General features: G+C 67.2%; 20 protein-coding genes and 1 pseudogene. 11 read left to right on the top strand and 10 right to left on the bottom strand.

The genetic code is table 11. The annotated features are described in order from the left end of the window. Window positions 1-2 precede the first annotated feature (2 nt). The 3 genes from RCF34_RS19615 (at window position 3) to RCF34_RS19605 (ending at window position 5,346) form a co-directional block, all read left to right on the top strand. A complete protein-coding gene (locus RCF34_RS19615) occupies window positions 3-3,137 on the top strand; it encodes an efflux RND transporter permease subunit (protein WP_308709686.1) in 3,135 nt (1,044 codons plus the stop codon). A gap of 1 nt (window position 3,138) precedes the next feature. After that, window positions 3,139-4,641 carry an efflux transporter outer membrane subunit gene (locus tag RCF34_RS19610; RefSeq protein ID WP_308709685.1) on the top strand — a complete coding sequence of 501 codons (1,503 nt, stop codon included), beginning with the start codon at window positions 3,139-3,141 and terminating at the stop codon, window positions 4,639-4,641. A 117-nt stretch (window positions 4,642-4,758) separates the two neighbouring features. Then, the gene (locus tag RCF34_RS19605; protein ID WP_308709684.1) at window positions 4,759-5,346 is read left to right on the top strand and encodes a YajG family lipoprotein; all 588 of its coding nucleotides are present in this window, start codon (window positions 4,759-4,761) and stop codon (window positions 5,344-5,346) included. A gap of 60 nt (window positions 5,347-5,406) precedes the next feature. On the opposite strand, the gene RCF34_RS19600 is transcribed toward RCF34_RS19605, so the two are convergent. Beyond that, window positions 5,407-6,567, bottom strand: a complete 1,161-nt coding sequence (locus RCF34_RS19600; RefSeq protein WP_308709683.1) for a 1-acyl-sn-glycerol-3-phosphate acyltransferase — start codon at window positions 6,565-6,567, stop codon at window positions 5,407-5,409. A gap of 107 nt (window positions 6,568-6,674) precedes the next feature. Between RCF34_RS19600 and RCF34_RS19595 the strand changes: the two genes are divergently transcribed. Genes RCF34_RS19595 through RCF34_RS19585 form a run of 3 tightly spaced genes read left to right on the top strand, consistent with a single transcriptional unit; the run spans window position 6,675 to window position 7,745 of the window. Then, window positions 6,675-6,857, top strand: coding sequence for a CPXCG motif-containing cysteine-rich protein (locus RCF34_RS19595; protein ID WP_308709682.1), 183 nt, complete (start codon window positions 6,675-6,677; stop codon window positions 6,855-6,857). After that, the gene (locus tag RCF34_RS19590) at window positions 6,857-7,117 is read left to right on the top strand and encodes a putative signal transducing protein (protein ID WP_007162730.1); all 261 of its coding nucleotides are present in this window, start codon (window positions 6,857-6,859) and stop codon (window positions 7,115-7,117) included. The genes RCF34_RS19595 and RCF34_RS19590 overlap by 1 nt, the downstream gene beginning before the upstream one ends. Window positions 7,118-7,127: 10 nt before the next feature. Next, window positions 7,128-7,745, top strand: coding sequence for an SOS response-associated peptidase (locus tag RCF34_RS19585; protein WP_308709681.1), 618 nt, complete (start codon window positions 7,128-7,130; stop codon window positions 7,743-7,745). Between the two features lie 85 nt (window positions 7,746-7,830). Here RCF34_RS19585 and RCF34_RS23185 read toward each other — a convergent pair whose 3' ends face one another. Both RCF34_RS23185 and RCF34_RS23180 read right to left on the bottom strand, forming a co-directional pair. Next, window positions 7,831-8,715, bottom strand: a complete 885-nt coding sequence (locus tag RCF34_RS23185; RefSeq protein WP_374941217.1) for a methyl-accepting chemotaxis protein — start codon at window positions 8,713-8,715, stop codon at window positions 7,831-7,833. Next, a pseudogene (locus RCF34_RS23180) lies at window positions 8,689-8,889 on the bottom strand (HAMP domain-containing protein); the annotation flags it as partial. The gene RCF34_RS23185 and the pseudogene RCF34_RS23180, both read right to left, overlap by 27 nt. 1,232 nt (window positions 8,890-10,121) lie before the next feature. Here RCF34_RS23180 and RCF34_RS19575 point away from each other — a divergent pair. Further along, a complete protein-coding gene (locus RCF34_RS19575) occupies window positions 10,122-10,943 on the top strand; it encodes a M48 family metallopeptidase (protein WP_308709679.1) in 822 nt (273 codons plus the stop codon). A gap of 189 nt (window positions 10,944-11,132) precedes the next feature. Here RCF34_RS19575 and RCF34_RS19570 read toward each other — a convergent pair whose 3' ends face one another. Beyond that, window positions 11,133-12,134 carry a class I SAM-dependent methyltransferase gene (locus RCF34_RS19570; protein WP_308709678.1) on the bottom strand — a complete coding sequence of 334 codons (1,002 nt, stop codon included), beginning with the start codon at window positions 12,132-12,134 and terminating at the stop codon, window positions 11,133-11,135. Window positions 12,135-12,163: 29 nt separating this feature from the next. Then, the gene (locus tag RCF34_RS19565) at window positions 12,164-13,123 is read right to left on the bottom strand and encodes a 2-hydroxyacid dehydrogenase (protein ID WP_308709677.1); all 960 of its coding nucleotides are present in this window, start codon (window positions 13,121-13,123) and stop codon (window positions 12,164-12,166) included. 94 nt (window positions 13,124-13,217) lie between these two features. Between RCF34_RS19565 and RCF34_RS19560 the strand changes: the two genes are divergently transcribed. Further along, window positions 13,218-13,805 carry an ACP phosphodiesterase gene (locus RCF34_RS19560; protein ID WP_308709676.1) on the top strand — a complete coding sequence of 196 codons (588 nt, stop codon included), beginning with the start codon at window positions 13,218-13,220 and terminating at the stop codon, window positions 13,803-13,805. On the opposite strand, the gene RCF34_RS19555 is transcribed toward RCF34_RS19560, so the two are convergent. After that, window positions 13,748-14,545 (bottom strand): lysophospholipid acyltransferase family protein, encoded by a 798-nt coding sequence (locus tag RCF34_RS19555; RefSeq protein WP_308709675.1) that lies wholly within the window; start codon window positions 14,543-14,545, stop codon window positions 13,748-13,750. The two genes, RCF34_RS19560 and RCF34_RS19555, sit on opposite strands and share 58 nt — an antisense overlap. After that, window positions 14,542-15,270 carry a GNAT family N-acyltransferase gene (locus RCF34_RS19550; protein ID WP_308709674.1) on the bottom strand — a complete coding sequence of 243 codons (729 nt, stop codon included), beginning with the start codon at window positions 15,268-15,270 and terminating at the stop codon, window positions 14,542-14,544. Before RCF34_RS19550 ends, RCF34_RS19555 begins: the two co-directional genes overlap by 4 nt. Before the next feature lie 225 nt (window positions 15,271-15,495). On the opposite strand from RCF34_RS19550, the gene RCF34_RS19545 reads away from it, so the two are divergent. Continuing rightward, window positions 15,496-15,981, top strand: coding sequence for a peptidylprolyl isomerase (locus tag RCF34_RS19545; protein WP_017639847.1), 486 nt, complete (start codon window positions 15,496-15,498; stop codon window positions 15,979-15,981). A gap of 269 nt (window positions 15,982-16,250) precedes the next feature. Here RCF34_RS19545 and cysZ read toward each other — a convergent pair whose 3' ends face one another. Continuing rightward, window positions 16,251-17,003, bottom strand: a complete 753-nt coding sequence (cysZ, locus tag RCF34_RS19540; RefSeq protein WP_308709673.1) for a sulfate transporter CysZ — start codon at window positions 17,001-17,003, stop codon at window positions 16,251-16,253. 299 nt (window positions 17,004-17,302) lie between these two features. Here cysZ and trxB point away from each other — a divergent pair, with 299 nt between their 5' ends. Then, the gene (gene trxB, locus RCF34_RS19535) at window positions 17,303-18,277 is read left to right on the top strand and encodes a thioredoxin-disulfide reductase (RefSeq protein WP_308709672.1); all 975 of its coding nucleotides are present in this window, start codon (window positions 17,303-17,305) and stop codon (window positions 18,275-18,277) included. Window positions 18,278-18,374: 97 nt separating this feature from the next. Here trxB and glyA read toward each other — a convergent pair whose 3' ends face one another. Beyond that, a complete protein-coding gene (glyA, locus tag RCF34_RS19530; RefSeq protein WP_158893645.1) occupies window positions 18,375-19,628 on the bottom strand; it encodes a serine hydroxymethyltransferase in 1,254 nt (417 codons plus the stop codon). A gap of 123 nt (window positions 19,629-19,751) precedes the next feature. After that, entirely contained in the window at window positions 19,752-23,945 is a 4,194-nt protein-coding gene (locus tag RCF34_RS19525) for an EAL domain-containing protein (RefSeq protein ID WP_308709671.1), read from the bottom strand. 211 nt (window positions 23,946-24,156) lie between these two features. On the opposite strand from RCF34_RS19525, the gene ettA reads away from it, so the two are divergent. Further along, window positions 24,157-25,821, top strand: a complete 1,665-nt coding sequence (ettA, locus tag RCF34_RS19520) for an energy-dependent translational throttle protein EttA (protein WP_308709670.1) — start codon at window positions 24,157-24,159, stop codon at window positions 25,819-25,821. Window positions 25,822-25,913 lie beyond the last annotated feature (92 nt).

Below are 25,913 nucleotides of genomic sequence, written 5' to 3'. Positions count from 1 at the left end.
CGATGTCAAAGTTCTTCATCGACCGGCCCATCTTCGCCTGGGTAATCGCCCTGGTGATGATGCTCGCCGGCATCCTGGCGATCGTCAATCTGCCGATCAACCAGTACCCGAACATCGCCGCTCCGGCGGTCTCGATCCAGGTGACCTATCCTGGCGCCTCGGCGCAGACGGTGCAGGACACCGTGGTCCAGGTCATCGAGCAACAGATGAACGGGATCGACAACCTCAGGTACATCTCCTCGGAGTCCAACTCCGACGGCAGCATGACCATCATCGTGACCTTCAATCAGGGTACCAACTCGGACATCGCCCAGGTCCAGGTGCAGAACAAGCTGCAGCTGGCGACGCCCTTGCTGCCACAGGAAGTGCAGCAACAGGGTATCCGCGTCGCCAAGTACCAGCGCAACTTCATGATGGTGGTGGGCCTGGTCTCCAAGGACGGCTCCCTGACCAAGGACGACCTGTCCAACTACATCGTCTCCAACATGCAGGATCCCATCGCGCGGACCAGCGGTGTCGGCGACTTCCAGGTATTCGGCTCGCAGTACGCCATGCGTATCTGGCTGGATCCGGACAAGCTGTTCAAGTATCAGCTGACCCCGGTCGATGTCAGCAATGCGGTCAGCAGCCAGAACGTGCAGATCGCCTCGGGTCAGCTCGGTGGCCTGCCGGCGGTCAAGGGCCAGCAGCTCAACGCCACCATCATCGGCAAGACCCGCCTGACCTCGGCCGAGGAATTCGGCAAGATCTTCCTCAAGGTGGATCAGAGCGGTGCCCAGGTTCGGCTGCGTGACGTCGCGCGGATCGAACTGGGTGGCGAGAACTCGTCCATCGATGCCCAGTTCAACGGTAAGCCGGCTTCGGGTATGGCCCTGCGTCTGGCCACCGGGGCCAACGCCCTGGACACCGCCAAGGCGGTCCACGCCACCATCGACCGCCTCAAACCGTTCATGCCCGAAGGCATGGACGTGGTCTATCCCTATGACACCACGCCGGTAGTGACCGCGTCCATTCACGAGGTGGTCAAGACCCTGGGTGAGGCGATCCTGCTGGTGTTCCTGGTGATGTTCCTGTTCCTGCAGAACTTCCGGGCCACCCTGATTCCGACCATGGCCGTACCGGTAGTCCTGCTGGGTACCTTCGCGGTGCTGCTGGCCGCCGGTTTCACCATCAACATCCTGACCATGTTCGGCATGGTGTTGGCCATCGGCCTGCTGGTGGACGATGCCATCGTGGTGGTGGAAAACGTCGAGCGGGTGATGGCCGAGGAGGGGCTCTCGCCCAAGGAAGCGACCCGTAAGTCGATGGAGCAGATCCAGGGCGCCCTGGTGGGTATCGCTCTGGTGCTGTCGGCGGTGTTCGTGCCCATGGCCTTCTTTGGTGGCTCCACCGGGGTGATCTATCGCCAGTTTTCCATCACCATCGTCACTTCCATGGCGTTGTCGGTACTGGTGGCTCTGGTCTTCACGCCCGCGCTGTGCGCCAGCATGCTCAAGCCGGTCAAGCAGGGGCACCACGAGAAGCGTGGTTTCTTCGGCTGGTTCAATCGCAAGTTCGAGAGCGGCCAGCACCGTTACGAGCGCAGCGTCGCCGCGGTGATCCGCCACAAGATCCCGTTCCTGCTGGTCTATGTGGTCATCGTCGCCGGCATGGCTTTCCTGTTCACGCGCATTCCCTCGTCCTTCCTGCCCGAAGAAGACCAGGGCATTCTGTTCGGCCAGGTCACGACACCGCCCGGTTCGTCCGCCGAGCGCACCCAGCAGGTGCTCGATACCATGCGCGAGCAGATGATGAAGAACGAGCCAGCCGTGGGTTCGATGTTCACCGTCAACGGCTTCAACTTCGCAGGTCGCGGTCAGAGTTCGGGCTTGGCGTTCATCCAGTTGAAACCCTGGGACCAGCGCCCTGATGCCAACGACGCCGCCGGTGCGGTTGCCGGACGCGCCATGGGCTATCTCTCGCAGATCCGGGATGCCATCGTCTTCGTGGTGGTACCGCCCGCGGTACTGGAGCTGGGTAACGCCACTGGTTTCGACTTCTATCTGCAGGACAACGGCGGCATTGGCCACGAGGCGCTCATGGCCGCGCGCAATCAGCTGCTCGGCATGGCTGCGCAGAATCCCAAGCTGATGCAGACCCGGCCCAACGGTCTCAACGACGAGCCGCAGTTCAAGCTCATCGTCGACGACGAAAAGGTGCGGGCGCTCGGTTTGTCGCAGAGCGATGTCAATCAGACGCTGTCCAGCGGCTGGGCCTCCAGTTACATCAACGACTTCATCGATCGTGGTCGGGTGAAGAAGGTGTACATGCAGGGCGAAGCCAGCGCACGGATGAATCCCGAGGATTTCAACAAGTGGTACGTGCGCAACGGCTCGGGCGAGATGGTGCCGGTGTCGGCCTTCGCCCGTGGCGAGTGGATCTACGGCTCGCCCAAGCTGGAGCGCTACAACGGCATCTCCTCGCTGGAGATCCTGGGATCCGCCGCGCCTAGCTACAGTACCGGTGACGCCATGGCCGAGGTCGAGCGCATGGCCAAGGACCTGCCGCAGGGCGTGGGTATCGCCTGGACCGGTCTGTCCTACGAGGAGCGGCTGTCGGGCTCCCAGGCACCGGCGCTCTATGCCTTGTCGATGCTGGTGGTGTTCCTTTGCCTGGCGGCGCTATACGAGAGTTGGTCGATTCCGATCGCGGTGCTCCTGGTGGTGCCACTGGGCGTCATCGGTGCGCTGTTGGCCACCTACTTCCGCGGCCTCGCCAACGACGTGTTCTTCCAGGTCGGTCTACTCACCACCATTGGCCTGGCGGCGAAGAACGCCATCCTGATCGTGGAGTTCGCCAAGGAGCTGCACGAGGGCGGCAAGAACATCGTCGACGCGGCGGTGGAAGCATCGCGCATGCGCCTGCGGCCCATCATCATGACCTCCATGGCCTTCATCCTGGGCGTGGTGCCCTTGGCGATCTCTTCGGGCGCGAGCTCTGGCAGTCAGCACGCCGTGGGTACCGGCGTGATCGGCGGCATGCTCACCGCCACGATCCTGGCGATCTTCTGGATTCCCATGTTCTACGTGGTGGTCAGCAGCCTGTTCAAGGACAAGGCCACCAAGGACCAGGAAGCCCATGGCAAGGAAGGACACTGATATGAAGAAGTCTGTCTTGGCGGTGGTCGTGGGCATGCTGGCGGTGTCCGGCTGCAGCCTGATCCCCGATTACCAGCGACCCAATGCGCCGGTGGAGAATGCCTGGCCCCATGGCCAGGCCTACGATGTCCTGACGGTCAATCGCGACCAGCAGGCGGCCGACATCGGCTGGCGCGATTTCTATCGCGACCCGGCCCTGCAGCGGCTGATCCAGCTGGCGCTGGACAACAACCGCGACCTGCGCCAGGCCGCGCTGAACGTGCGCCTCTACCAGGCGCAGTACCGCGTGCAGCGCGCCGAGCTGTTTCCCGACATCGCGGTCAGCGGCACCGGGACCCGTACCCGCCAGCCGGAGGACCTGAGCCAGGTCTCCGCCATCCGCGAACTGCTCGCCGGCAACAGCGCCAATGGCGCGGGTGGCGGCGGTGGCGGCAGCATCAGCAGCCAGTACAGTGTGACCCTGGGTTTCACCTCCTATGAGCTGGACCTCTTCGGTCGCCTGCGCAGCCTCAGCGAGCAGGCGCTGCTCAACTACTTCGCCACCAGCGAAGGGCGCCGCAGCACCCAGATCTCACTGGTCTCGGAAGTGGCCAACGCCTACTACGCCTGGCTCACCGACCAGCGCATGCTGCAACTGACCCGCGAGACCCTGGCGGCCTATCAGCGCTCCTACGACCTGACCCGCCAGACCGTGGAGAACGGCGTGGCCAGCGGCCTGGACCTGCGCCAGTCGCGCACCGCCCTGGAAGGGGCGCGGGCGAATCTGGCGCAGTACACTCGCCAGGTGGCCCAGGATCGCAATGCCCTGGCCCTGCTGCTGGGTACCTCGATCCCGGCGGAGCTGCCGCGGAGCAAGGGGTTGGACGGCACCGATCTGCTCGCCGACCTGCCGGCCAACCTGCCGTCGGATCTCCTGCAGAAGCGTCCGGACATCCTCCAGTCCGAGTTGCAGCTGCGCGCCGCCAACGCCAACATCGGCGCGGCGCGGGCGGCCTTCTTCCCGCGCATCAGTCTGACCGCCCAGGGCGGCACGGCCAGCCGGGATCTGAACGGCCTGTTCGACGCCGGCTCCGGCTACTGGACCTTCTCGCCGAGCATCAACATCCCGATCTTCACGGCCGGCAGTCTCAAGGCCAGCCTGGATGCCGCCAGGATCCAGAAGGACATCAACGTCGCTACCTACGAGAAGTCGATCCAGACCGCCTTCCGCGAGGTGGCCGATGCCCTGGCGGCGAAGGGTACCTACGACGACCAGCTGCAGGCCCAGCAGGACCTGGTGCAGGCCAGCCAGGAGTACTACGACCTGGCCAACCTGCGCTATCGCCAGGGCATCGACAACTACCTCACGGTGCTCGACGCCCAGCGCTCGCTGTACAGCGCCCAGCAGCAGCTGATCACCGATCGGCTCAACCAGCTCAACAGCGAGGTCACCCTGTACAAGGCCCTCGGCGGTGGCTGGCTGGAACGCAGCCAGACGCGACCGCCATTGGCGGCCAAGCCCTGACCCTGCTCCAGCAGACGCCGGCCTCGTGCCGGCGTCTGCTTGTCCGGGATGCCTGTCTATCGACGCCGCTGGGGGGCTGGGTATACTGCCCCCTGTCCCTTTCTTCGGAGTCTCTGCATGCGCTATCGCCTGTTGCTCGGCCTGCTCGCCGCCACTGGTCTGACCCTGGCCGGCTGCGCCAGCAGCCCTCAGCAATTGAGTCCGCAACCCCAGATCACCGCGCCCATCGCGCCGGTCGGCCAGGGCCAGCCGGTCTCGGTCCGGGTGGTCGACGGCCGTTCCTCCTTCACCCTCGGCACCCGCGGCGGTCTCTATCCTGACACCAGCGTGGTGGTGGTGCAGACCCAGGACGTGATTCCCAAGCTGCAGGCCGAAGCCGAGAAGGCGGTCCGCCAGATGGGCTTCACCCCGTCGCCCAACGCCGGTCCCGGTGCGCCCCAGCTGACCCTGACCCTGGCCGAACTGAACTACCAGTCGCCCAAGGAGCTGTACGTCACCGCCTCCGACGTCGCCGCGGCCTTCCAGGTCGAGGTGCGCAACAGCCAGCGCGGCTACAAGGGTCGCTATGGCGCCAGCCTCAATCAGCGTTTCGGCATGGCGCCCAACGCCGAGGCCAACACCAAACTGGTCAGCGATGTGCTGAGCGACGCCCTGACCCGGGTGTTCAAGGATCCGACCGTGGTCCAGGTGCTCAGCGGCCGCTGAAAACCTGACGCCCACGAAAAAGCCCGGCACCTGCCGGGCTTTTTCGTGGGTAGCTGACCGCTATTCCAGGCCGGCCAGCACGCGATACTTGTTCAGCACCGGCTGGGCGTACTGGCGCACCAGTTGCGGCCGGTATTCCACCGAGCATTCGGCCAGGCGCTTTGCCCATTCGTCGCGGGCGACCGCGATTTCCTCGGCGGGAAACAGGGTGCCCACCGCGGGCACGGCCAGGTCCGGGTCGCGGCCCTCCCAGGCGGCATAGGCCAGGTAGCTGGCCGGGAACAGCCGGTAGTTGCCGAGGATCTGCCGGTCCATTTCCTGGGCCAGCGCCTTGGCATCCTCGAACTCACCCGTGACCGGCTCGCCAAAGGCCACGTGCACCCGACCCTTGTAGCCGGTGATGCCCCGGGCGATGCTGACGTCGTCCTCGCCCGGCGCCTTGGCGTAGCTGCCGGTGGTGGCGCGGATGTGCAGCTCGCGGGCCTTGGCCTGGTCGCAGGGATCGAATTCGTAGCTGATGGACACCGGTACGATGTTCAACGCCTTGACCAGCTCGGCGAAGGGCTCGTCCTTGCAGCTCATGTGGAACATCTTGAGGATGGCCGAATCGGTGCGGTCGTCGCCGTCCTTGGCCCGGCCCTCGGCCTGGGCGATCCAGATGGACTGGCCGTCCCGGCGGATCGAGTGATTGATGTAGGCGGACAGATTCTGGTACGCCGCCAGCTTTTCACGACGGCCGCTGATGGAGCGGTGCACGATGAAACTCTTGTTCAGCCGCATCAGGTCGCTGACGAAGGGCTTCTGCAGGAGGTTGTCGCCGATGGCGATGCGCGGCGTTGGCAGACCGGCGTGGTAGACGGCATAGTTGACGAAGGCCGGGTCCATCACGATGTCGCGGTGGTTGGCCAGGAACAGGTAGGCCCGACCGCTGCGCAGCTGGTCGATTCCGGAGTAGGTGACGCCGTCCGAGGCCTTTTCGATGGCGCGATCCACATAGGGTTCGAGCTTGTCCTGCAGCGCCGCGACGCTCTGGATATCACCCAATTCCTGGCGCAGGCGGGTGCGCAGCAGGGGCCGCACCACCCAGCCGAGTCCCTTGGACAGGCGCGGGAAACGATAGCCGGCGAGGATGGCGATGAAGTGGTCGTCGTCGATCAGGCGGGCCAGGACCCCGGGGACTTCCGCGTCGTTATAGGGTCGAATGGCTTCGAACTCGCCCATGGTGTTCTCTTGTAGAAATTCCGGCGGCCATAGTAGTGGGCGTGGCGCCAGATGCAAGCGCCAGGGGCCGGATGGGCGGCAGGTTGGCGGTCGAGGAGTGCAGGCAGATGCTGGAAAGCCAGGAATACGATTGCCCTTATTGCGGCGAACCGAGCGAGGTGGTGCTCGACCTCAGCGGCGGTGATCAGGACTACTACGAAGACTGCGCCGTCTGCTGCCGGCCGATCCGCTTCGGCCTGCATACCGATGGCGAAGCCTGGCATCTCGAGGTTCGGCGGGAGGACGACTGATGCGCCGCATCTACGAGCCGGGTTCGCTGCACGAGGGCGAATTGCTCCTCGCGGTGCTGGCCAGTGAAGGCATCAGCGGCTTTCTCGCCGGACGCCACCTGCTCGGTGGCATCGGTGACCTGCCGGCGGCAGGACTGCTCGGCCTGCTGGTCGAGGATGAGGAGGCCCTTCGCGCGCAGGCGCTGATCGCCGCGTACAATGCCGCCACGCCCCTGCCGGGAGAGGATCCTTCTCCGGAGCAGGGCATTCTCGTCTGCTAGCAAGGTTTTCATGTCCGGACGCTACGCCCTGTTCCGCTGGCCCGCCGAATTCGCCACCCTGCCGGGATTCCCCGAAAAGCATCCGCCGCGCTGGAATATCTCCCCCCATCAGCAGGTGCTGCTGCAGCGGCGGACCGCGGAGGGCGAGCGGGTCGACAGCGGCCGCTGGGGGCTGACCCCGCCCTGGCTCACCGATCTCTCCCGCACCCCCACCCATGCCCGCGCCGAAAGCCTGGCCACCCAGCCGATGTTTCGCGAGCCCTTTCGCCTACGGCGTTGCCTGCTGCCCGCCAACGGCTTCTACGAATGGCGCGGCAATCACCGCAAGCGGCCCTACTGGATGCTCAATGGCGAACCCCTGGCCTGGTTCGCCGCGCTCTGGGAGGCCTATCCGGCCGGGGATCAGCTCTGGCTGTCGGTGGCCATGGTCACCCAGGCCGCCGGCCCGTTGCGGCGACCGCTCCTGCTCGATGAAGCGGGGCGTGCGCTCTGGCAGGATCCGGACAGCACGCCCGAAGCCCTGCAGGCGTTGATGGCCGCCGGCGGCATGCCGCTGCGCGAGCGGGTGCTGGCCGATATCGTCAACCGACCCGAGGTGGACGGGCCGGAGTGTTTGACGCCGCTGTAGCGCCTATACGTGAAGCGAGCTGCCAGTCCTGGCATCGGCCCTCTTCCAGGGGGAGAGGGGGTGGTTGGGCAGACGAGGGGAGGAGCTAGACCCTGAACCGCCCTGCCAGCTGGCGTTGCTGTTCGGCCAGTTCGCGCAGCTGCTGGCCGGCGCGGGAGGCGCTGTCGGCTTCGCCGTGGACCGCCTGGGCGCTCTGGCCGATATTGACCACGTTGCGGTTGATGTCCTCGGCCACCGCGCTCTGTTCTTCCGCCGCGCTGGCGATCTGCAGATTCATGCTGGTGATCTCGCCTACCGCCGCCAGGATGGTGTCCAGGGCACGCCGGGTGGCTTCGGTCTGGGCGACCTGGGTGCTGGTCTGGGCACCGCTGGCCTGCATCACCGTCACCGCTTCGCGGGTGCCCTGCTGCAGGCGCTGGATCATCGCCTGAATCTCGCCGGTGGCCACCTGGGTCTTTTGCGCCAGGTTGCGCACCTCGTCGGCCACCACGGCGAAGCCGCGACCCTGCTCGCCGGCGCGCGCCGCCTCGATGGCGGCGTTGAGCGCCAGCAGGTTGGTCTGCTCGGCGATGCCGTTGATGGTGGTGAGGATGGAACCGATGTCCTCGCTGTCCGCGGCGACCCGGCGGACCTGCTCCACCGCGCGCTCGATCTCCTGGGCGAGGGCGGCGCTGCTGGCGACGTTCTGCTGCACCAGGCGCTGGCCTTGGTTGACCGCGCCGTCCGCCTCGGTGGCGGCCCGTGCCGCGCGACCGGCGTTGCCGGCCACGTCGTGGGCGGTGGCGGTCATCTCCTGCATGGCGGTGGCCAGCTGCTCGATCTCCTGCAGCTGGCGCTCCACGCCGTCACGGGTGCGCTGGGCGATATGGGAGGTGTGCTCGGCGGCCGAGGCCACCTCGCCCACCGAATGGATCAGTTTACCGATCAGGCCCTGCAGCGAGGCCAGGAAGCGGTTGAAGCCGCCGGCCATGGCGCCGACCTCGTCGCGGCGCTCGGTGGCGAGGCGCTGGGTGAGGTCACCGTCGCCCTGGCCGATGGCATCGAGCATGCTCACCATCTGCCGCAGCGGCCGGGCGATGCGCAGGCTGATCAGCCAGAGCACCAGCAGACCGGCACCGGCGACCGCCAGTCCCACCAGCAGCATGCCGACCACGTCCTGGTGGCGTTGACTGCCGAGGGTGTCCTTGAGGCTGTAGAGGTCGGCCAGCACGGCTTCGCGGGGCAGTTCGATGACCAGCGTCCAGACCTGGCGGTCGTCGCCGGCGAACCGCAGCGGCAGATAGACCTGATAGCGCTCGCTCTGGGCGTCGAAGCGGCGGGTGACGCCTTCGCCCAGGTCCTTGAGGCCGGCCAGGGTCGCGCCCAGCACCGGTTCGGCCGGCCTGCCCAGCTGGCTGGCGTCGGCGGTGTAGGCGACCAGGGTGCCGCGCCCGGCCACCAGGGCCATGCGACCCACGCCGCCATAGAGGCGGCCATTGGCCCTGACCAGCTGGCGCTGGATGAAGTCCAGCGGCACGTCGGCACCGACCACCCCCTTGAAGGCGCCGCCGATCAGGATGGGCACGTTGAAGGAGGCGATCAGCACCTGCTGCTCGTTGACCGTGTCGGGCATGGGATCGAGCACGCAGGTGGTGCGATTTTCCCGCGGACAGAGGTAGTACTCGCCTTCGCGCACGCCCGAGGGCAGGCGGGTCTGGCTTTCCACGGTCGGGCCGATCGGTTCCACCGTCACGTCGCCGTCGAGGGTCTTGTGCCACCAGGGGGTGAAGCGCCCCTGCTCATCGTAGCCGGCCGCGGCGTCGCCCCGATGGCGGTCGTCCTGGCCGTCGATAGCCTTGGGCTCCCAGACGGTATAGAGGCTGAGCAGACCGGGCTGGCGCTTGAGGGTCTGGCCCAGCAGGCGCACCAGGCCCTGGCGATCCAGGCCGACCTGTTGCTCGCCCGGGCTGCCCATGGCCACGTTGAGTTGCGCCAGCTGATTGGCCAGCTGCAGGGGGATGTCCAGCTGCCGCTGCAGCTGATTGCCCACCGCCTCGGCTTCGGCCGTCAGCCGGGCTTCGGCGGCGGTGGCGGCCAGGGCCTCGGTGTGGCTGTCGACCAGGACGCGGGTGCGCTGACCGGCGAACAGGGTATAGGTGATCAGGGCAGCGACGACCGCCAGGATGCAGGCACCGGCCAGCAGGGTGATGGAGGTACGGATGGAGCGGGAATTCATGGGGGACTCCGGGAGCGTTCGATGCCGGGGCTATCGGCCGCTCCGCGGTTCCATTGAGACCTCCAGTCGCCTGGCAGGAGAGCGTTGCCGGGCGTTACCGGACGTTGCCGGGTCTGACGCCCCTCTCTAGACTGTGTCCGCCTCGATACCTGGAGATTCCCATGCGCCGTATCCTTCCCCTCGCAGGCCTGTCCCTGAGCCTGCTGCTGGTCGCCTGCCAGACCGTCAACACCACTTCGGGTGGTGCGGTCGGGGTGCAGCGCAAGCAGTACATGTTCAGCATGCTGTCCGAGCAGCAGGTCAACCAGATGTACGCCCAGTCCTATGCCAAGACGGTCGGCGAAGCCAAGTCCGCCGGCAAGCTGGCCAACGACAGCGCCGACGGCAAGCGCGTCGCGGCCATCGCCAAGCGGCTGATCCCGCAGACCGCGGCCTTCCGCCCGGATGCGGTGAACTGGGACTGGCAGGTCAACCTGGTGCAGAGCGACGAACTCAACGCCAACTGCGGCCCGGGCGGCAAGATCTTCGTCTACAGCGGGCTGATCGATCAGCTCAAGCTGACCGATGACGAACTGGCCGCGGTGATGGGCCACGAGATCGCCCACGCCCTACGCGAGCACAGCCGCGAACAGATGTCGCGGGCCTATGCCATCCAGATGGGCGAGAACCTCGGTGGTGCCCTGCTGGGCGTTGGCCAGGGCGGCATGCAGCTGGCCGACCAGGTGTCCCAGGTGGCCTTGACCCTGCCATTCAGCCGCGGCAACGAGAACGAAGCCGACCTGATCGGCCTGGAGCTCTCGGCGCGCGCCGGCTACAACCCCAATGCCGCCATCACCCTCTGGCAGAAGATGGCCCAGGCCAGCCAGGGCAAGCAGCCGGCGGAATTCCTCAGCACCCACCCGTCCGACGCCAACCGCACCAAGGCCCTGCAGGCGGCGATCCCCAAGGTGATGCCGCTCTACGAGGCGGCGAAGAAAGGCTGAGATCCTGAGGTAGGGCACTGGGCTTCCCTCACCCCAACCCGCTCCCCGGGGAGGGGGCTGGTTCGATGCAACGGGGCGCAACGTTGCCCGGTTCGACTGCGACTGGTTGGGCTGCAACGATGGTGCCGTCTCAACCCAACCTACGGATGTCGCGTAGGTTGGTGCTGAGCGCAGCGAAGCCCGACAACGCTATCGCCGTCGGGCGCTGTAGACCTTGAAGCCGTCCCGCTCGGCCAGGGTGCGGCAGTTGCCGAAGGCCGCCTCGATCAGTGGCGGATAGCGCAGGAAGCCGTTGGCCACCAGGCGCAGTTCGCCGCCGGGCCTTAGATGACGCACCGCTTCGGCCAGCAGGGTCTCGGTGGTGCGGTAGTCGGTCTTCACGCCACTGTGGAAGGGCGGATTGCTGACGATGGCGGCGAGCCCGGTGGGCGCCGCGGCGATGCCATCACCCGCGATCACCGTTCCGGCCAGGCCATTGGCCTCCAGGGTCCGGCGACTGCTGGCCACGGCGAAGGCGTCCACGTCGAGTAGATGCAGGGTGCTGGCGGGATAGCGGCGGGCCAGGGCGGCGCCGACCACGCCGGCGCCACAACCGAAGTCCAGTACCGCCCCCTCGGGCAGACCGTCGAGGTGTTCCAGCAGCAGCGCCGTGCCCACGTCCAGCCGGCCATGGCTGAACACGCCCGGCAAGCTGAGAATGTCCAGGTTCACCCCCGTCCGGTCCAACGGGTGACGTTGCAGCCAGGCGTCCGGCTGCGGATCGGCCGAGGTACGAGTGCCGTGCACCACCCACAGTTGGCAATGGCGGGCGCTGTCGAGCTTGCTGGCCTTACCGAAGGCACCCAACTGGCGCGCGGCGCGTTCGATACCGGCCTTCTTTTCACCGACCAGATAGAGGCTGCCCTCGGCCGGGAGGCGCTGGCTCAGGGCGGTGAGCAGGAAGTCGGTGGCCTCGCGGGACTTGGGCAGGAACAGCACGGCCTTGGCGAAGTCGCCCGCCGGGGGTTCGATACCCAGGCTGACGCGACCTGGATAGCGCCGCATCAGTTGTTCGGCCTCGCCCGCATGCCAGCTCCAGCCGCTGGCCCGGGGTAGGGTGCCGAGCAGGTCATCGGCCGGCAAGCCGGCGAGCAGCAACGAGCCGCCAAAGCGCTCGGGGTGACGGAGGAGGACTTCGCTGCGCGGATCCATGGGGTTACCTGGCGAAAAAAGCGCGAACTTTAGCAGACCACCCGTTGCGGCGTGCCGGCGAAATGGCCCTCGGCATTGGCGGCGAGCTGGCCAATGATCCGCTGGCGCGCCTCGCGACTGCCCCAGGCGTTGTGCGGGGTGACGATCAGTCGCGGAATGTCGCCGGCCAGCAACGGATTGCCGTCGCGCGGGGGCTCCACGCTGAGCACGTCGGTGGCGGCGCCGGCCAGATGGCCGTGCTTCAGGCAATCGGCCAGGGCCTGCTCGTCGACGATGCCGCCGCGTGCGGTGTTGACCAGGAAGGCCGTGGGTTTCATCGCCGCCAGTTCCGCCGCACCGATCAGGCCGCGGGTCTGCTCGGTCAGCGGGCAGTGCATCGTCAGGGCATCCACCTGGGGCAAGAGCTCGGCCAGTGGCAGGCTGCCCGGGCGGGCCGGGCGACCGGGCAGCTGGCCCACCAGGGTCTGCATGCCGAAGGCTTCGGCCAGCCGCTTGACCGCGCTGCCCAGCTCACCGAGGCCGAGCAGGCCGAGGGTCTTGCCTTCCAGCTCGACGATGGGGTGATCGAGCAGGCAGAACTGGCTGGCGGTCTGCCAGCGCCCGGCACGGACATCGGTCTGGTAGTCCGGCAACCGGGTCGCCAGGGCCAGCAGCAGCGCCAGGGTGTGCTGGGCGACCGAGGCGGTGCCGTAGCCCTGGCAGTTGCAGACGCGCACGCCCTGGGCGCGCGCGGCTTCCAGGTCGATGTTATTGGTGCCGGTGGCGCTGACCAGGACCAGCCTCAACTCCGGGCAGGCGGCCAGGATGGCGGCGTCCAGCACCACCTTGTTGACGATGGCGACCTGGGCGCCGGCCAGCCGCGCCGTGACTTCGTCCGGGGTGCTCGCCGGATGGAGTTCCAGCTCGTCGAACACCGCGCGCAAGGGCGCCGGGTCCAGATCGCCGAGGTCGAGAGAGGCATAGTCGAGGAACACGGCGCGAACGGGCATGACGACTCCAGCGGAAAGGGACGGGAGGTCCGAGCCTAGCAGCCGCGGGTCGTCCAGGAAAACCGCCCGGTTGCGGCTGGAGTATGCTGAGGGGATGAATTATCTCGCGCACCTGCACCTGGGCGGCCCCAGCCGCGAAGACCGCCTCGGCAGCCTCTATGGCGATTTCGTCAAGGGTTCGGCGGACGCCTGGCCGGCCGGCATTGCCGCCGGTATCCGTCTGCACCGGCGTATCGATGTCTATACCGACGACCACCCCCTGGTGATCAGGGCCAAGACGCGGCTGCCCGCGGCGCGGCGGCGGGTGGCCGGACTGCTGGTGGATGTCTTCTTCGATCACTGCCTGGCGCGCCTCTGGCACGACTACGCCGTGCAACCACTGCCGGGCTTCGTCGCGGATTGCTACCAGACCCTGCTGGACGAACCGGAACTGCCGCCGCGGCTGGCCCGGATCGCACCGCTGATGGCGCGCCAGGACTGGCTGGGCAGCTATACGGACTTCGCCGTGCTGGAACGGGTGGTGGAGGGCCTGGCGCGGCGGCTGTCGCGCCCGGAACTGCTGGACGGCGCCTTCGCCGAGCTGGACACCGCCTACGACGGCCTGCTGGAAGACTTTCGCGACTTCTATCCGCAGCTGCAGGCCTTCGCCGTCGCCGAGCGCGCGGCGCGTGTTTGGAGCTGAATCCCGAGGCAGGCGGCGATGACCGCCTGGCATTCACCTGCCAACACCTGGCGCGGTCGTCCCTGGGGCAGGATGGGCGGCAGCAGCGCGATCCTCAGGGTGGTGCCGCCGTTGTCCAGCAGGCGCAGCAGATGGCTCACCAGGTCGTCGTCACCGATGAAGGCCGCGTCCCGGTCCTGCTCACCAAGTCGCCAGTAGCTGAGCGCCACGGGTTGCAGCAGGGTGCCGGTGGCGATGGCCGGACTCAGCAGCCGGCCATGAAAGGTGCGCAGCACGCTGCCGTCGGTGGTGGTGCCCTCGGGAAAGAGCGCCAGCGACAGGCCCTGGGTCAGGCGGGTGGTCAGCGCCTCGCCCAGGGCGTCGCCGCGCTCGGCGCCACGGCGGATGAACAGGGTGCCGGCCTGGCGCGTCAGCCAGCCGGCGAAGGGCCAGTGGGCCACCTCCGCCTTGGACAGGAAGCCTAGCGGCCGCAGGCTGCCGAGGGCGACGATATCCAGCCAGGACACATGATTGGCCAGCCAGAGATGGGTGCCGCGCGGCACCTCGCCCCTGACTTCCAGCCGCAGCCGCAGCGCCCGGGCCAGCGCCTGGAAGAAACGTCGCGTCAGCCGTTGCCGCAGCCCCAGGCAGGGCCGACGACTGAGCGCTACCGCCAGCGCCACCGTCAGGGCGAACAGCGCCCCGAGCAGCAGCGCGGCCAGGACCGGCAGCAGCCGCACGGCGAGGCGCAGTCGCCTCATACCGCGGCCTTGAAGTGGCGGGCATAGCGCGGGCAGAGGTCTTCGCGCTTGAGCAGGATGAAGACGTCGGCCACGCCGAATTCCGGATCCCAGCAGGGCGCGCCGCAGACCTGGGCGCCCAGGCGCAGATAGGCCTTGAGCAGGGGCGGCAGCTGTACCACCAGGTTGTCCGGTACGGCGACGAAGGGCAGCGGGCGCCGCGGCGTGGCGCGGATCGCCGGGATACGTTCGTCCCGCGCGGCCTGGCGCAGCAGGGCGGCGGCCTGCAGACCGCCGTCGGCCATGGGCACGCTGGCGCAGCCCATGAGGTAGCGATAGTCGCCACAGGCCATGATCTCGGCCAGTTCCGCCCACAGCAGGGCGATGGCCGCGCCGGTGCGATGCCCGGGTGCCACGCAGGTGCGGCCGATTTCCAGCAGCGGACCCTGCAGGCCGTCCAGGCCTTCCAGCTGGAATTCGCTTTCGCTGTAGAGACGGCCCAGCCGCTCGCGCCGACGGCCGTCGAGCAACCGGGTGGTGGCGATCAGCTCGCCGCTGCGCAGGTCGCGTACCCCCAGGTGCAGGCAGTGGGCGTCGTAGGCGTCCTGGTCGAGGTCGTCGGTGAAATGCACGCCGTAGGTACTGCCGAAGACCGAGGCCCGCAGGCGCTGGGCAGCGCGGATGTCCGCGGCGGTCGACAGGCGTTCGGCGCGCAGCGCAGGAGGGGCGGACACTGGAATCGGCATGGCAGGGCTCCGGCAGTGGGTATGCAGCAAACCCTAGGTAGCCGGGATGACAGCGCCGTGAAGCGGCCATGGCGATTGCGTGACGAGCGGTCGGGCACCGTTGCCGGGGCGCCCTCCAGATGCCTCCGGGCGCCAGGGGACTGACCGAACGCATTCGCAATTGCTAGGTTGGACGCGTAGACTGATGCGTCATCCTAAATTTTTCCCAGCATGAAGGTTCTGGCCATGCAGATCGCGGCGAACACGGCAGTATCCATCGACTACACCCTGACCAACGACGCCGGCGAAGTCATCGACAGCTCCGCTGGTGGTGCTCCGCTGGTATACCTGCAAGGCGCGGGCAACATCATCCCCGGCCTCGAGCGCGCCCTGTCCGGCAAGCAGGCTGGTGACGAGCTGAAGGTGGCCATCGAGCCGGAAGACGCCTACGGCGAATACACCCCCGAACTGGTTGCCACCCTGGGCAAGGAAATGTTCGAAGGCGTGGACGAGCTGGAAGTGGGCATGCAGTTCCACGCCTCCGGCCCGGACGGCGCCATGCAGATCGTCACCGTGCGTGACATCGACGGCGACCAGGTCACCGTCGACGGCAACCATCCCCTGGCCGGCCAGCGTCTGAATTTCGACGTCAAGGTGGTCAACGTGCGTGCGGCCAGCGACGAAGAAATCGCCCACGGCCACATCCATGGCGAAGGCGGTCACCAGCACTAAGCCTGGCAACAGGTTTCCACGACGCCCGCGTCCGGCCTTGCCGGCGCGGGCGTTGTCGTTTCTGGGGACAGTGCCGGCGGCCCTCACCGCAATCCTCTCCTTCGGGGGAGAGGGTTGGCAGTGTGGACGGAACGCGTCGTAGGTTGGGTTGAGTCGGCTCTATTGCCGAGCCCAGCAGCCGGAAACCGGGTGCCCGGTGTAATGGCCTGGAGTCGTTGGGCTTCGTTGCGCTCAACCCAACCTACGGCGGGAATCTCAGCGGGCAGGACTCAGGAGCGCACCACCAGCGCCCTGTCGCCCCCTTCACGCACCCAGAACAGTGTGGCCCCGGCCACGGCGGCGGGCATGAACAGGGCGTTCAGGCCGGGTACCAGCAGCGCCAGGTAGGTCACCCCGCCAAAGCCCAGGCAGCGCAGGCGGCGGGTACGCAGCCAGGTGAGCATGCTGCGGAAATCCAGCCTGTGGTTGTCGGCGGGGAAGTCGATGTACTGCACCGCCATCATCCAGACGCCGAACAGGATCCACAGCGGCGCGGCGATCAGGTTGAGACCGGGGATGAAGGTCAGCACCAGCAGGCCCAGGGCGCGGGGCAGGTAGTAGCCCAGCTTGCGCAGTTCGCGCTGCAGGGTGCGTGGCACCATGGTGACCAGTTCGGCGAGATTGAACGGCGGGAAATCGTCCTGGCCACGCACCATGACCTCGACCTTTTCCGCGAGAAAGCCGTTGAAGGGCGCCGCCACCAGGTTGGCCAGCATCGTGAAGGTGAAGAAGATGATGGCCAGCAGCAGGAGCACGAACAGCGGCCAGAGCAGCCATTCGACGAAGCTCGCCCAGGCCGGCAGGCTCGGCATCAGTCGCTCCAGCCAACCCTCGAAGCCGCGCACGGCGAAGGTGAGGATGGCCGCGTAGAGCAGCAGGTTGATGGTGAGGGGGATGACCACGAAGCGGCGCATGCCGGGGCGAGTCACCAGGCGCAGCCCTTCGGCGAAATAGGCGGAGCCGGACAGCGGAGCGACAGCCATGAAGATTCCTGACGGTTGGCGGGAAGGCACAGCTTACCTCAGGGCTCCATTGGCGAAGCGGTCGACATAGGCGCGCCCTATGGTCTGGATTTAGAATGGTCGCTTCTGTGGAGGGGCGGCACCCGTTAGGCTGAGCCCCATCCCTGGACCCGGTGTCCGCCTATCGGCGCCGGTCGCGCCGTCGCCAGGAGCGACAGGCGCTGCGGAACGGCTCCGCACGCACACCGGCCGGCATGCCCACCGGGCGCGCCGGCCACTCTACTCTTAGGTCTGCCGGAGATCCCGGCAGGGAGAATGTCATGTCTGAAGCCAGCAACTCGCGCCATTCGCGCCTCATCATCCTCGGTTCCGGTCCGGCCGGTTACACGGCCGCGGTCTATGCCGCCCGGGCCAACCTCAAGCCGCTGCTGATCACCGGCATGCAGATGGGTGGCCAGCTGACCACCACCACCGAGGTCGACAACTGGCCGGGCGATCCCCACGACCTGACCGGTCCGGCGCTGATGGAGCGGATGCGCGAGCACGCCGAGCGCTTCGAGACCGAGATCGTCTTCGACCACATCAACGCCGTGGACTTCGGTGGCAAGCCCTACACCCTCAAGGGTGACAGCGCCACCTACACCTGCGACGCCCTGATCATCGCCACCGGTGCCAGCGCCCGCTACCTGGGCCTGGCCAGCGAAGAGGCCTTCATGGGCAAGGGCGTGTCCGCCTGCGCCACCTGCGACGGCTTCTTCTATCGCAACCGCGAGGTGGCGGTGGTCGGCGGCGGCAACACCGCGGTCGAGGAGGCCCTGTACCTGGCCAACATCGCCAGCAAGGTGACCCTGATCCACCGCCGCGAGACCTTCCGCGCCGAGAAGATCCTGCAGGACAAGCTGCGCGCCCGGGTCGCCGAAGGCAAGATGGCGCTAAAGCTCAACGCCAGCGTCGACGAGGTGCTGGGTGACAACATGGGTGTCACCGGGGTGCGGATCAAGAACAACGATGGCAGCACCGAAGAGCTGCAGGTGGCCGGTCTGTTCGTCGCCATCGGCCATACCCCCAACACGGGATTGTTCGAAGGCCAGCTGGAGACCCATGACGGCTACCTGGTGGTGAAGGGCGGTCGCGAGGCCAATGCCACCGCCACCAACGTACCGGGCGTGTTCGCCGCCGGCGACGTGGCCGACCACACCTATCGCCAGGCCATCACCTCGGCCGGTGCGGGCTGCATGGCGGCGCTGGACGCCGAGCGCTACCTGGACGGGCTGGGCGATCTGCAGGTGCTTTAAGGCCTGGTTGTCGCCTGACCAAGAAAAACCCCGGCACTGGCCGGGGTTTTTCGTTTCCGGGGTCTTCCCTCAAGAGAAAAGACCTGGAGGAGGGCTCTTACTTGCCGTACACCGGCAGGCGGGCGCAGACGGCCTTGACCTTCTCGCGGACGGCGTCGATCACCGACTCGTCGCCCATGTTGCCGAGGATGTCGCAGATCCAGCCGGCCAGCTCGCGGCACTCGGCTTCCTGGAAGCCACGGGTGGTGACGGCCGGGGTGCCGATGCGCAGGCCGGAGGTGACGAAGGGCGAGCGCGGATCGTTCGGCACCGAGTTCTTGTTCACGGTGATGAAGGCGCGACCCAGGGCGGCGTCCGCGTCCTTGCCGGTGATTTCCTGCTTGATCAGGCTGAGCAGGAACAGGTGGTTGTCGGTGCCGCCGGAGACGACGTCGAAGCCACGCTCGATGAACACGCCGGCCATGGCCTGGGCGTTCTTGATGACCTGCTGCTGGTAGGTCTTGAACTCGGGCTGCAGGGCTTCCTTGAAGCACACCGCCTTGCCGGCGATGACGTGCATCAGCGGACCGCCCTGGGCGCCGGGGAAGACCGCCGAGTTGAGCTTCTTCTCGATGGCTTCGTTGGCCTTGGCCAGGATCAGGCCGCCGCGCGGGCCGCGCAGGGTCTTGTGGGTGGTGCTGGTGACCACGTCGGCGAAGGGTACCGGGTTTGGATAGACACCGGCGGCGACCAGACCGGCGAAGTGGGCCATGTCGACGAACAGGTAGGCACCCACGGCGTCGGCGATGGCGCGGAAGCGGGCGAAGTCCAGCACCTGGGAGTAGGCGGAGTAGCCGGCGACGATGACCTTGGGCTGGTGCTCGCGGGCCAGGCGCTCGACTTCGGCGTAGTCGATCAGGCCCTGCTCGTCGATGCCGTACTGGACCGCGTTGTACAGCTTGCCGGAGGAGGACACGGTGGCGCCGTGGGTCAGGTGACCGCCGTGAGCCAGGCTCATGCCGAGGATGGTGTCACCGGCTTCGATCAGCGCCAGGTACACGGCCGAGTTGGCCTGGGAACCGGAGTGCGGCTGGACGTTGGCGTAGTCGGCGCCGAACAGCTGCTTGGCGCGGTCGATGGCCAGTTGCTCGACCACGTCGACGTATTCGCAACCACCGTAGTAGCGCTTGTGGGGATAGCCTTCGGCGTACTTGTTGGTCAGTACGCTGCCTTGGGCTTCCATGACCGCCGGGCTGGTGTAGTTTTCCGAAGCGATCAGCTCGATGTGATCTTCCTGACGCTGGGCTTCCTGCTGCATGGCGGCATACAGGTCGGCGTCGAAGCGGGCGAGGGTGGTTTCACGGCTGAACATGGCGGCAGGGTCCCCTGAGGCATGGCGAAGAGCGAGCCCGATCGGGCTCGTGAGGGGCAACATTCTACCCCATCGCGGGAACCCTGAGGTATGAGCGCCGGTCATGCGCCGCCGCCATTGGTCTCATGTCAGGACCGGAAACAGCCCCTGGTGCTCCAGTCGCTGGCGCAGCAGATCCGGCGGCAGCGGGCGATCGAAGAGGAAGCCCTGCACCTCGTCGCAGCCATGGAGGCGCAGGAATTCCAGTTGCGCCGGCTCCTCGACGCCCTCGGCGATCACCGAGAGATTGAGGCTGTGGGCCATGGCGATGATGGCCCGGGCGATCTGCGCATCCTGCTCGCCGTGGGGCAGGCCGTCGACGAAGCTGCGGTCGATCTTGAGGATGTCGATGGGGAATTGCTTGAGGTAGTTGAGCGAGGAATAGCCGGTGCCGAAGTCGTCCACCGCGATGCACAGGCCCAGGTTCTTGAGTTCGCCGAGCAGCTGCAGGGCCTCGCCGACGTCGCGCATCAGGATGCTCTCGGTCAGTTCCAGCTCCAGGCAGGCAGGCGCCAGGCCGGTCTCGGCGAGGATCTCGGCGATGCGCTGGCCGAGCTGGCCATCGCTGAACTGGCGGGCGGAGAGATTCACCGAGACCTTGGGAATGCGCACCCTGGCCGCGTGCCATTCGCGCATCTGCCGGCAGGCCTCGCGAATCACCCAGTCGCCCACCTGGACCACCAGGCCGATCTCTTCCAGCACCGGGATGAATTCCGCTGGCGAGACGTGGCCGCGCACCGGATGCTCCCAGCGCAGCAGGGCCTCGACCCCGGTCAGGCGCCGGTTGTCGCAACGGTACTGCGGCTGGTAGTGCAGGCGGAATTCGCCCTGCAGGAGGGCGTGCCGCAGATCGGCTTCCAGTTCCAGGCGTTCCAGGGCGCGGGCGTTCATCTCGGCCTGGTAGAACTGGAAGTTGTTCTTGCCCATCTCCTTGGCGTGGTACATGGCCGTGTCGGCGTTCTTCATCAGCTGGCTGAGTTCGCTACCGTCCTGGGGCGACAGGGCGATGCCGATGCTGGCGGAGACGAAGAATTCGCGGCCCTCGAGGATGAAGGCCTCGGCCAGTTGGGTCAGGATCTGCTCGCCGACGCGGATCGCCTGGGCGAGGGCGGCCTCGCGGGTTTCCAGACCGGACAGCAGCAGGGTGAATTCGTCGCCCCCCATGCGCGCCACGCTGTCTTCGGTGCCGACGCAGGCGGTCAGGCGCATGGCCACCTCCTTGAGCAGGCGGTCGCCGGCGGCGTGGCCGAGGCTGTCGTTGATCGGCTTGAAGCGGTCGAGGTCGAGGAACATCAGCACCACCCAGCTGCCGTTGTGGCGACTCTGCTGCAGGGCATTGTGCAGGCGGTCCTGGAACAGGGTGCGATTGGGCAGCAGGGTCAGGGCGTCGTAGTAGGCCAGGCGATGGATGCGTCTTTCGCTGGCCTTGCGTTCGCTGATGTCGACGAAGAAGCAGACATAGCTCATCAGGTCGCCGTCGTCGTCGCGGATGGCGGTGATGCCGACCCAGGAGGGATAGGGCTCGTTGTCCTGACGGCGCTGCCAGAGTTCGCCTTCCCAGCTCTCCTCGGTGCGCAGCTGTTGCATCACGTGCTGCAGCTGGTTGGCTTCCTGCTTGTCGGCGCAGAGCATCATCGGCTGCTGGTCGAACACCTCTGCGGGACTGAAGCCGGTGATGCGGGTGAAGGTGCGGTTGACCCGCACGATGTAGCCGGCCGGGTCGGTGACCAGGATGGCCCCGGCCGAGTGGTCGAACACCGTGGCCGCCATGCGCATGTCCTTGTCCGTGCGGCGCTGGGCGGAGATGTCGCGGCAGATGCCGAGCACGCCGGCGAAGCGCTCGTGGTCGTCCCACAACGGCTTGAGGCGCAGCTCGATCTGCAGGGCATGCCCCTGGGCGTGCAGGCAATCGAGCACCAGGGGCGCGAAGTGCTCGCGGCGCAACTCGGCCAGGGCGCGCGGATTGTCCAGGCTGCGCAGCAACCGCTGCAGGGTGCGCCGGACCTCCTGCAGCTGGCGCGAATGCACCACCAGCTCGGCCAGGGTGCGCTGCTGCAACTCGGCCACGGGATAGCCGAGCAATTCCTCGACCGAGGGGCTGAGGTAGTTGAGCACCAGCTGGGCATCGGTGGTGAAGATGACGTCGCTGATGCTTTCCGCCAGTTGCCGATAGCGATTCTCGCTGTCGCGCAGCCGTTCGCTGGCCCGCACCATGTCGGTGACATCCAGGGCCAGGCCCACCACGCTCGCCGCGGTGCCGTCCGCCGCGCTGGCGAGGCGCTGCTCGCGCACGTCGAACCAGCGCCAGCCGCCGTTGCGGTGCTGCCAGCGCAGGAGGCTGCTGCTGGGCTGGTCGGAGAGCGTCGGCCGCATGCTCACCACCCGCTCGTGCAGTTCGATGTCATCCGGGTGCAGGCGCGCGCGACCGAGGCTGGCGAAGGTTTCCGGCGGATAGCCGAGCTTGAGGGCCAGCGGATGACTCTCGTAGGTCAGCTCGCCGCTGGCCACGTCATAGGTGTAGAGGGTATCGGGGATGGCGCTGATCAGATTCGACCAGAAGCTGTCGCGCTCTAGCAGGCGCAACTCGCCGAGTTTGCGCTGGGTGATGTCGTTGAGGCTGAGCAGGGTGGCGTCGAGGTGTTGGGGGTCGGCCGGCAGGTGCATGGTCAGCCAGAGGTGCCGCTCGCCCTCGGCGGTGCTGATGCAGGTTTCGAGTTCCAGCACCTGCTGGCCGGAGAGCAGGCCGGCCAACAGCCGGTATCGCTTGCCGCCGAGCTGGACGCGGGAGTCACCCACCAGCCGCGCCCAGGCCTGGTCGAGGTGATCGATGCCGAGCATTTCCAGGGCGCGCTGATTGATCTCGGTGATGCGCACCTGGCGACCCAGGGTGTCCAGCACATCGGGCTGGCGGGCGAACAGCTCCGCCAACTGCTCGGGGCGCTCCAGGCCCAGGGCCTGCATGTGGGGAGGGACAGCGCTCAGATCCACCACGCAGATGCCGGTATGCACGCCGTTGAAGATGCTCTCGTAGCGCTGCCGGGTGGTCTGGATGGTCTCCAGGTTGCGCTGCTGCTCGGTGACGTCGCGCAGGACCCAGACGAAGCCGTCCTGGGTCTGGGTACGGTCGCGCAGGACGCGGGCACTGGGCTGGCTGGCCGCCAGGGCGTGGCAGCTGACCGCGAAGCGACGCGGCTGGCCCTCTACCGCGAGGCTGATCAGGGCACCGCTGTCACGCTCGGCGGGCGTCAGGGCGACCAACTCGGGCAGCAGGCTGGCGAGGAAGAATTGCTGGGCGTCATCGGCGGCGATGCCCAGCAGCCGGGCGGCGGTGGCGTTGACATGGACCAGGCGACCGTCGGCCTGGGTCATGCAGACGGCCTCCTCGATGCCGTTGAGCGCGGTACCGGCGAGGCGCAGGCCTCGCCGCGAGGCGAGGGTGAGGGCACGCAAGCCCTGTTCTTCGCGCAGCAGCAGGTAGAGCAGGATGGCGGCCACCAGGCCGGACAGGCTGAACAGCGCCAGGCGGCCGAATGAGGCCCCCAGCAGCGTGGTGCTGACGTCCTCCGCGGGATGGCTGCCCACTACCTGCCAGTTGCTGTAGGCCAGCTCCTGGTGTACCTCGTGGAGGCTGTTCGTCGCCGGGGTCGCTCCGCCGCGGAACAGCAAGGTGCCCTGGGAGCGATCCTCCAGGCGCCAGTCGAGGCCGGACGGTACCCGGGTCGGCCGCCACAGGGGTTCGAGCAGGGGCGCGCTGGTCAGCACCCACCAGCCCTGCTGCGCCTCGAGATCGCCGGCCAGCAGTACATAGAGGGGCGCAGCGGTGGCCTGAGCGTTGTACCCGTAGCGAAAGTCGGCCTGGCCGGCGCGCGCGATCAGTTGCTGGATGAAGGCGGCGTCCGGTGCATCGTCCAGGCGTGCGGCACGCAGACTGGCGTTGGCCGGCAGCCAGCGTACCTGTTGCAGTCCGGGAAAGAAGTCCTTGAGGCTGAGCAGCAGATTGGGTGCCAGCGGCAGGGTGGGGTCCGGCGACCAGCGCAGGGTGCTGCGCGCCGCCTGGGCCTTGAGTGCCAGCCCGAATTCGACGGTGTTGGCCAGTTGTCGGGTCAGGCCATCCAGCTGTTCGCGCCGCAGCGCCTCGCGCTCGGCCACGCTGGCGAAGGCCTGCCAGAACATCAGGGCCAGCATGGCCACCAGGGAGAGGATCAGCAGGCCGCGGGTCAGGCGTCGCGAGGCGGGGGCGAGCGGCTCTTCCGGCAGCGAGGAGGGCGGGCTGTTCACGACGGACTGCGTTCCTGCAGAGGCGATGGCCGTTCGGCTGCGCCCGATTCCGCGGGGCAGGGATGGCCTATGATAAGGGACCGGACGGTGTCTCCGCCGGTTTTTTCCGCGTGATCAGCGCCAGCGCTTTCGTCGCGCGAGGTTTCGACAGCGTTCGCTGCTGACGCCATACTGTGTCCCCTGTTTTTCATTCCGGTCCCAAGGTCCCACCATGGCTCAATACGTCTACACCATGCACCGGGTCGGCAAGGTCGTGCCGCCCAAGCGTGAAATCCTCAAGAACATCTCCCTGTCGTTCTTTCCCGGCGCCAAGATCGGCGTGCTCGGTCTGAACGGTGCGGGTAAATCGACGCTGCTGCGCATCATGGCCGGTGTCGATACCGAGATCGAAGGTGAAGCGCGGCCGATGCCCGGTATCAATGTGGGTTATCTGCCGCAGGAACCGAAACTTGACCCCGAGCAGACGGTTCGTGACGTGGTCGAGGAAGCGGTCGGTCAGATCAAGCAGGCCCAGGCCCGGCTGGACGAGGTCTATGCCGCCTATGCCGAGCCGGATGCCGACTTCGACGCCCTGGCCGCCGAGCAGGCCAAGCTGGAAGCCATCCTCCAGGCCGCCGACGGCCACAATCTGGACCGCCAGCTGGAAGTCGCCGCCGACGCCCTGCGCCTGCCGGCCTGGGACGCCAAGGTCGGGGTACTCTCCGGTGGCGAGAAGCGCCGCGTGGCGCTGTGCCGCCTGCTGCTGTCGGCCCCCGACATGCTGCTGCTGGACGAACCCACCAACCACCTGGACGCCGACTCGGTGGCCTGGCTGGAGCACTTCCTGCACGACTTCCCCGGCACCGTGGTGGCCATCACCCACGACCGCTACTTCCTCGACAACGTCGCCGGCTGGATCCTGGAGCTGGACCGCGGCCAGGGCATCCCCTTCGAGGGCAACTACTCCGGCTGGCTGGAATCCAAGGCCGCGCGCCTGACCCAGGAAGCCAAGCAGGAGGCGGCCCACGCCAAGGCCATGAAGGCCGAGCTGGAATGGGTGCGCTCCGGTGCCAAGGCCCGCCAGTCCAAGTCCAAGGCCCGTCTGCAGCGCTTCGAGGAAATGCAGTCCCAGGAATTCCAGAAGCGCAGCGAGACCAACGAGATCTACATCCCCGCCGGCCAGCGCCTGGGCGACAAGGTCATCGAGTTCAAGAACGTCAGCAAGGGCTATGGCGATCGCCTGCTGATCGACGACCTGAGCTTCGTGGTGCCCAAGGGCGCCATCGTCGGCGTCATCGGCGGCAACGGCGCCGGCAAGTCGACCCTGTTCCGCATGATCATGGGCAAGGAGCAGCCGGACGCGGGCAGCATCGAGATCGGCGACACCGTGCAACTGGCCAGCGTCGACCAGAGCCGCGAGAACCTGTCCGACACCAAGACCGTCTGGGAGCAGGTGTCCGATGGCTCCGACGTGATCAAGATCGGCAACTACGAGGTGCCTTCGCGCAGCTACGTGGGCCGCTTCAACTTCAAGGGCGCCGACCAGCAGAAGTTCGTCAAGGACCTCTCCGGTGGTGAGCGCGGTCGTCTGCACCTGGCGCTGACCCTCAAGCAGGGCGGCAACGTGCTGCTGCTGGACGAACCCTCCAACGACCTGGACGTGGAAACCCTGCGCGCCCTGGAAGACGCCCTGCTGGACTTCCCCGGCGCGGCCATCGTGATCTCCCACGATCGCTGGTTCCTCGACCGCATCGCCACCCACATCCTCTCCTACGAGGACGATTCCAACGTGGTGTTCTTCGAAGGCAACTACACCGAGTACGAAGCCGATCGCAAGAAGCGCCTGGGCGAGGCCGCGGCCCAGCCCAAGCGGGTCAAGTACAAGAAGCTGGCGTAAGCACCAGAACCAACGCCGGCGGGGCAACCTGCCGGCGTTTTCTTTGGTGCCCTCTGTAGCCGCTAGCGACCTGCGGCTGCAAAGGGGCTGCT

Source organism: Pseudomonas sp. 102515, assembly GCF_031085165.1.
Lineage (GTDB): Bacteria > Pseudomonadota > Gammaproteobacteria > Pseudomonadales > Pseudomonadaceae > Chryseomonas.
This window is presented reverse-complemented; position numbering and strand designations above follow the sequence as displayed.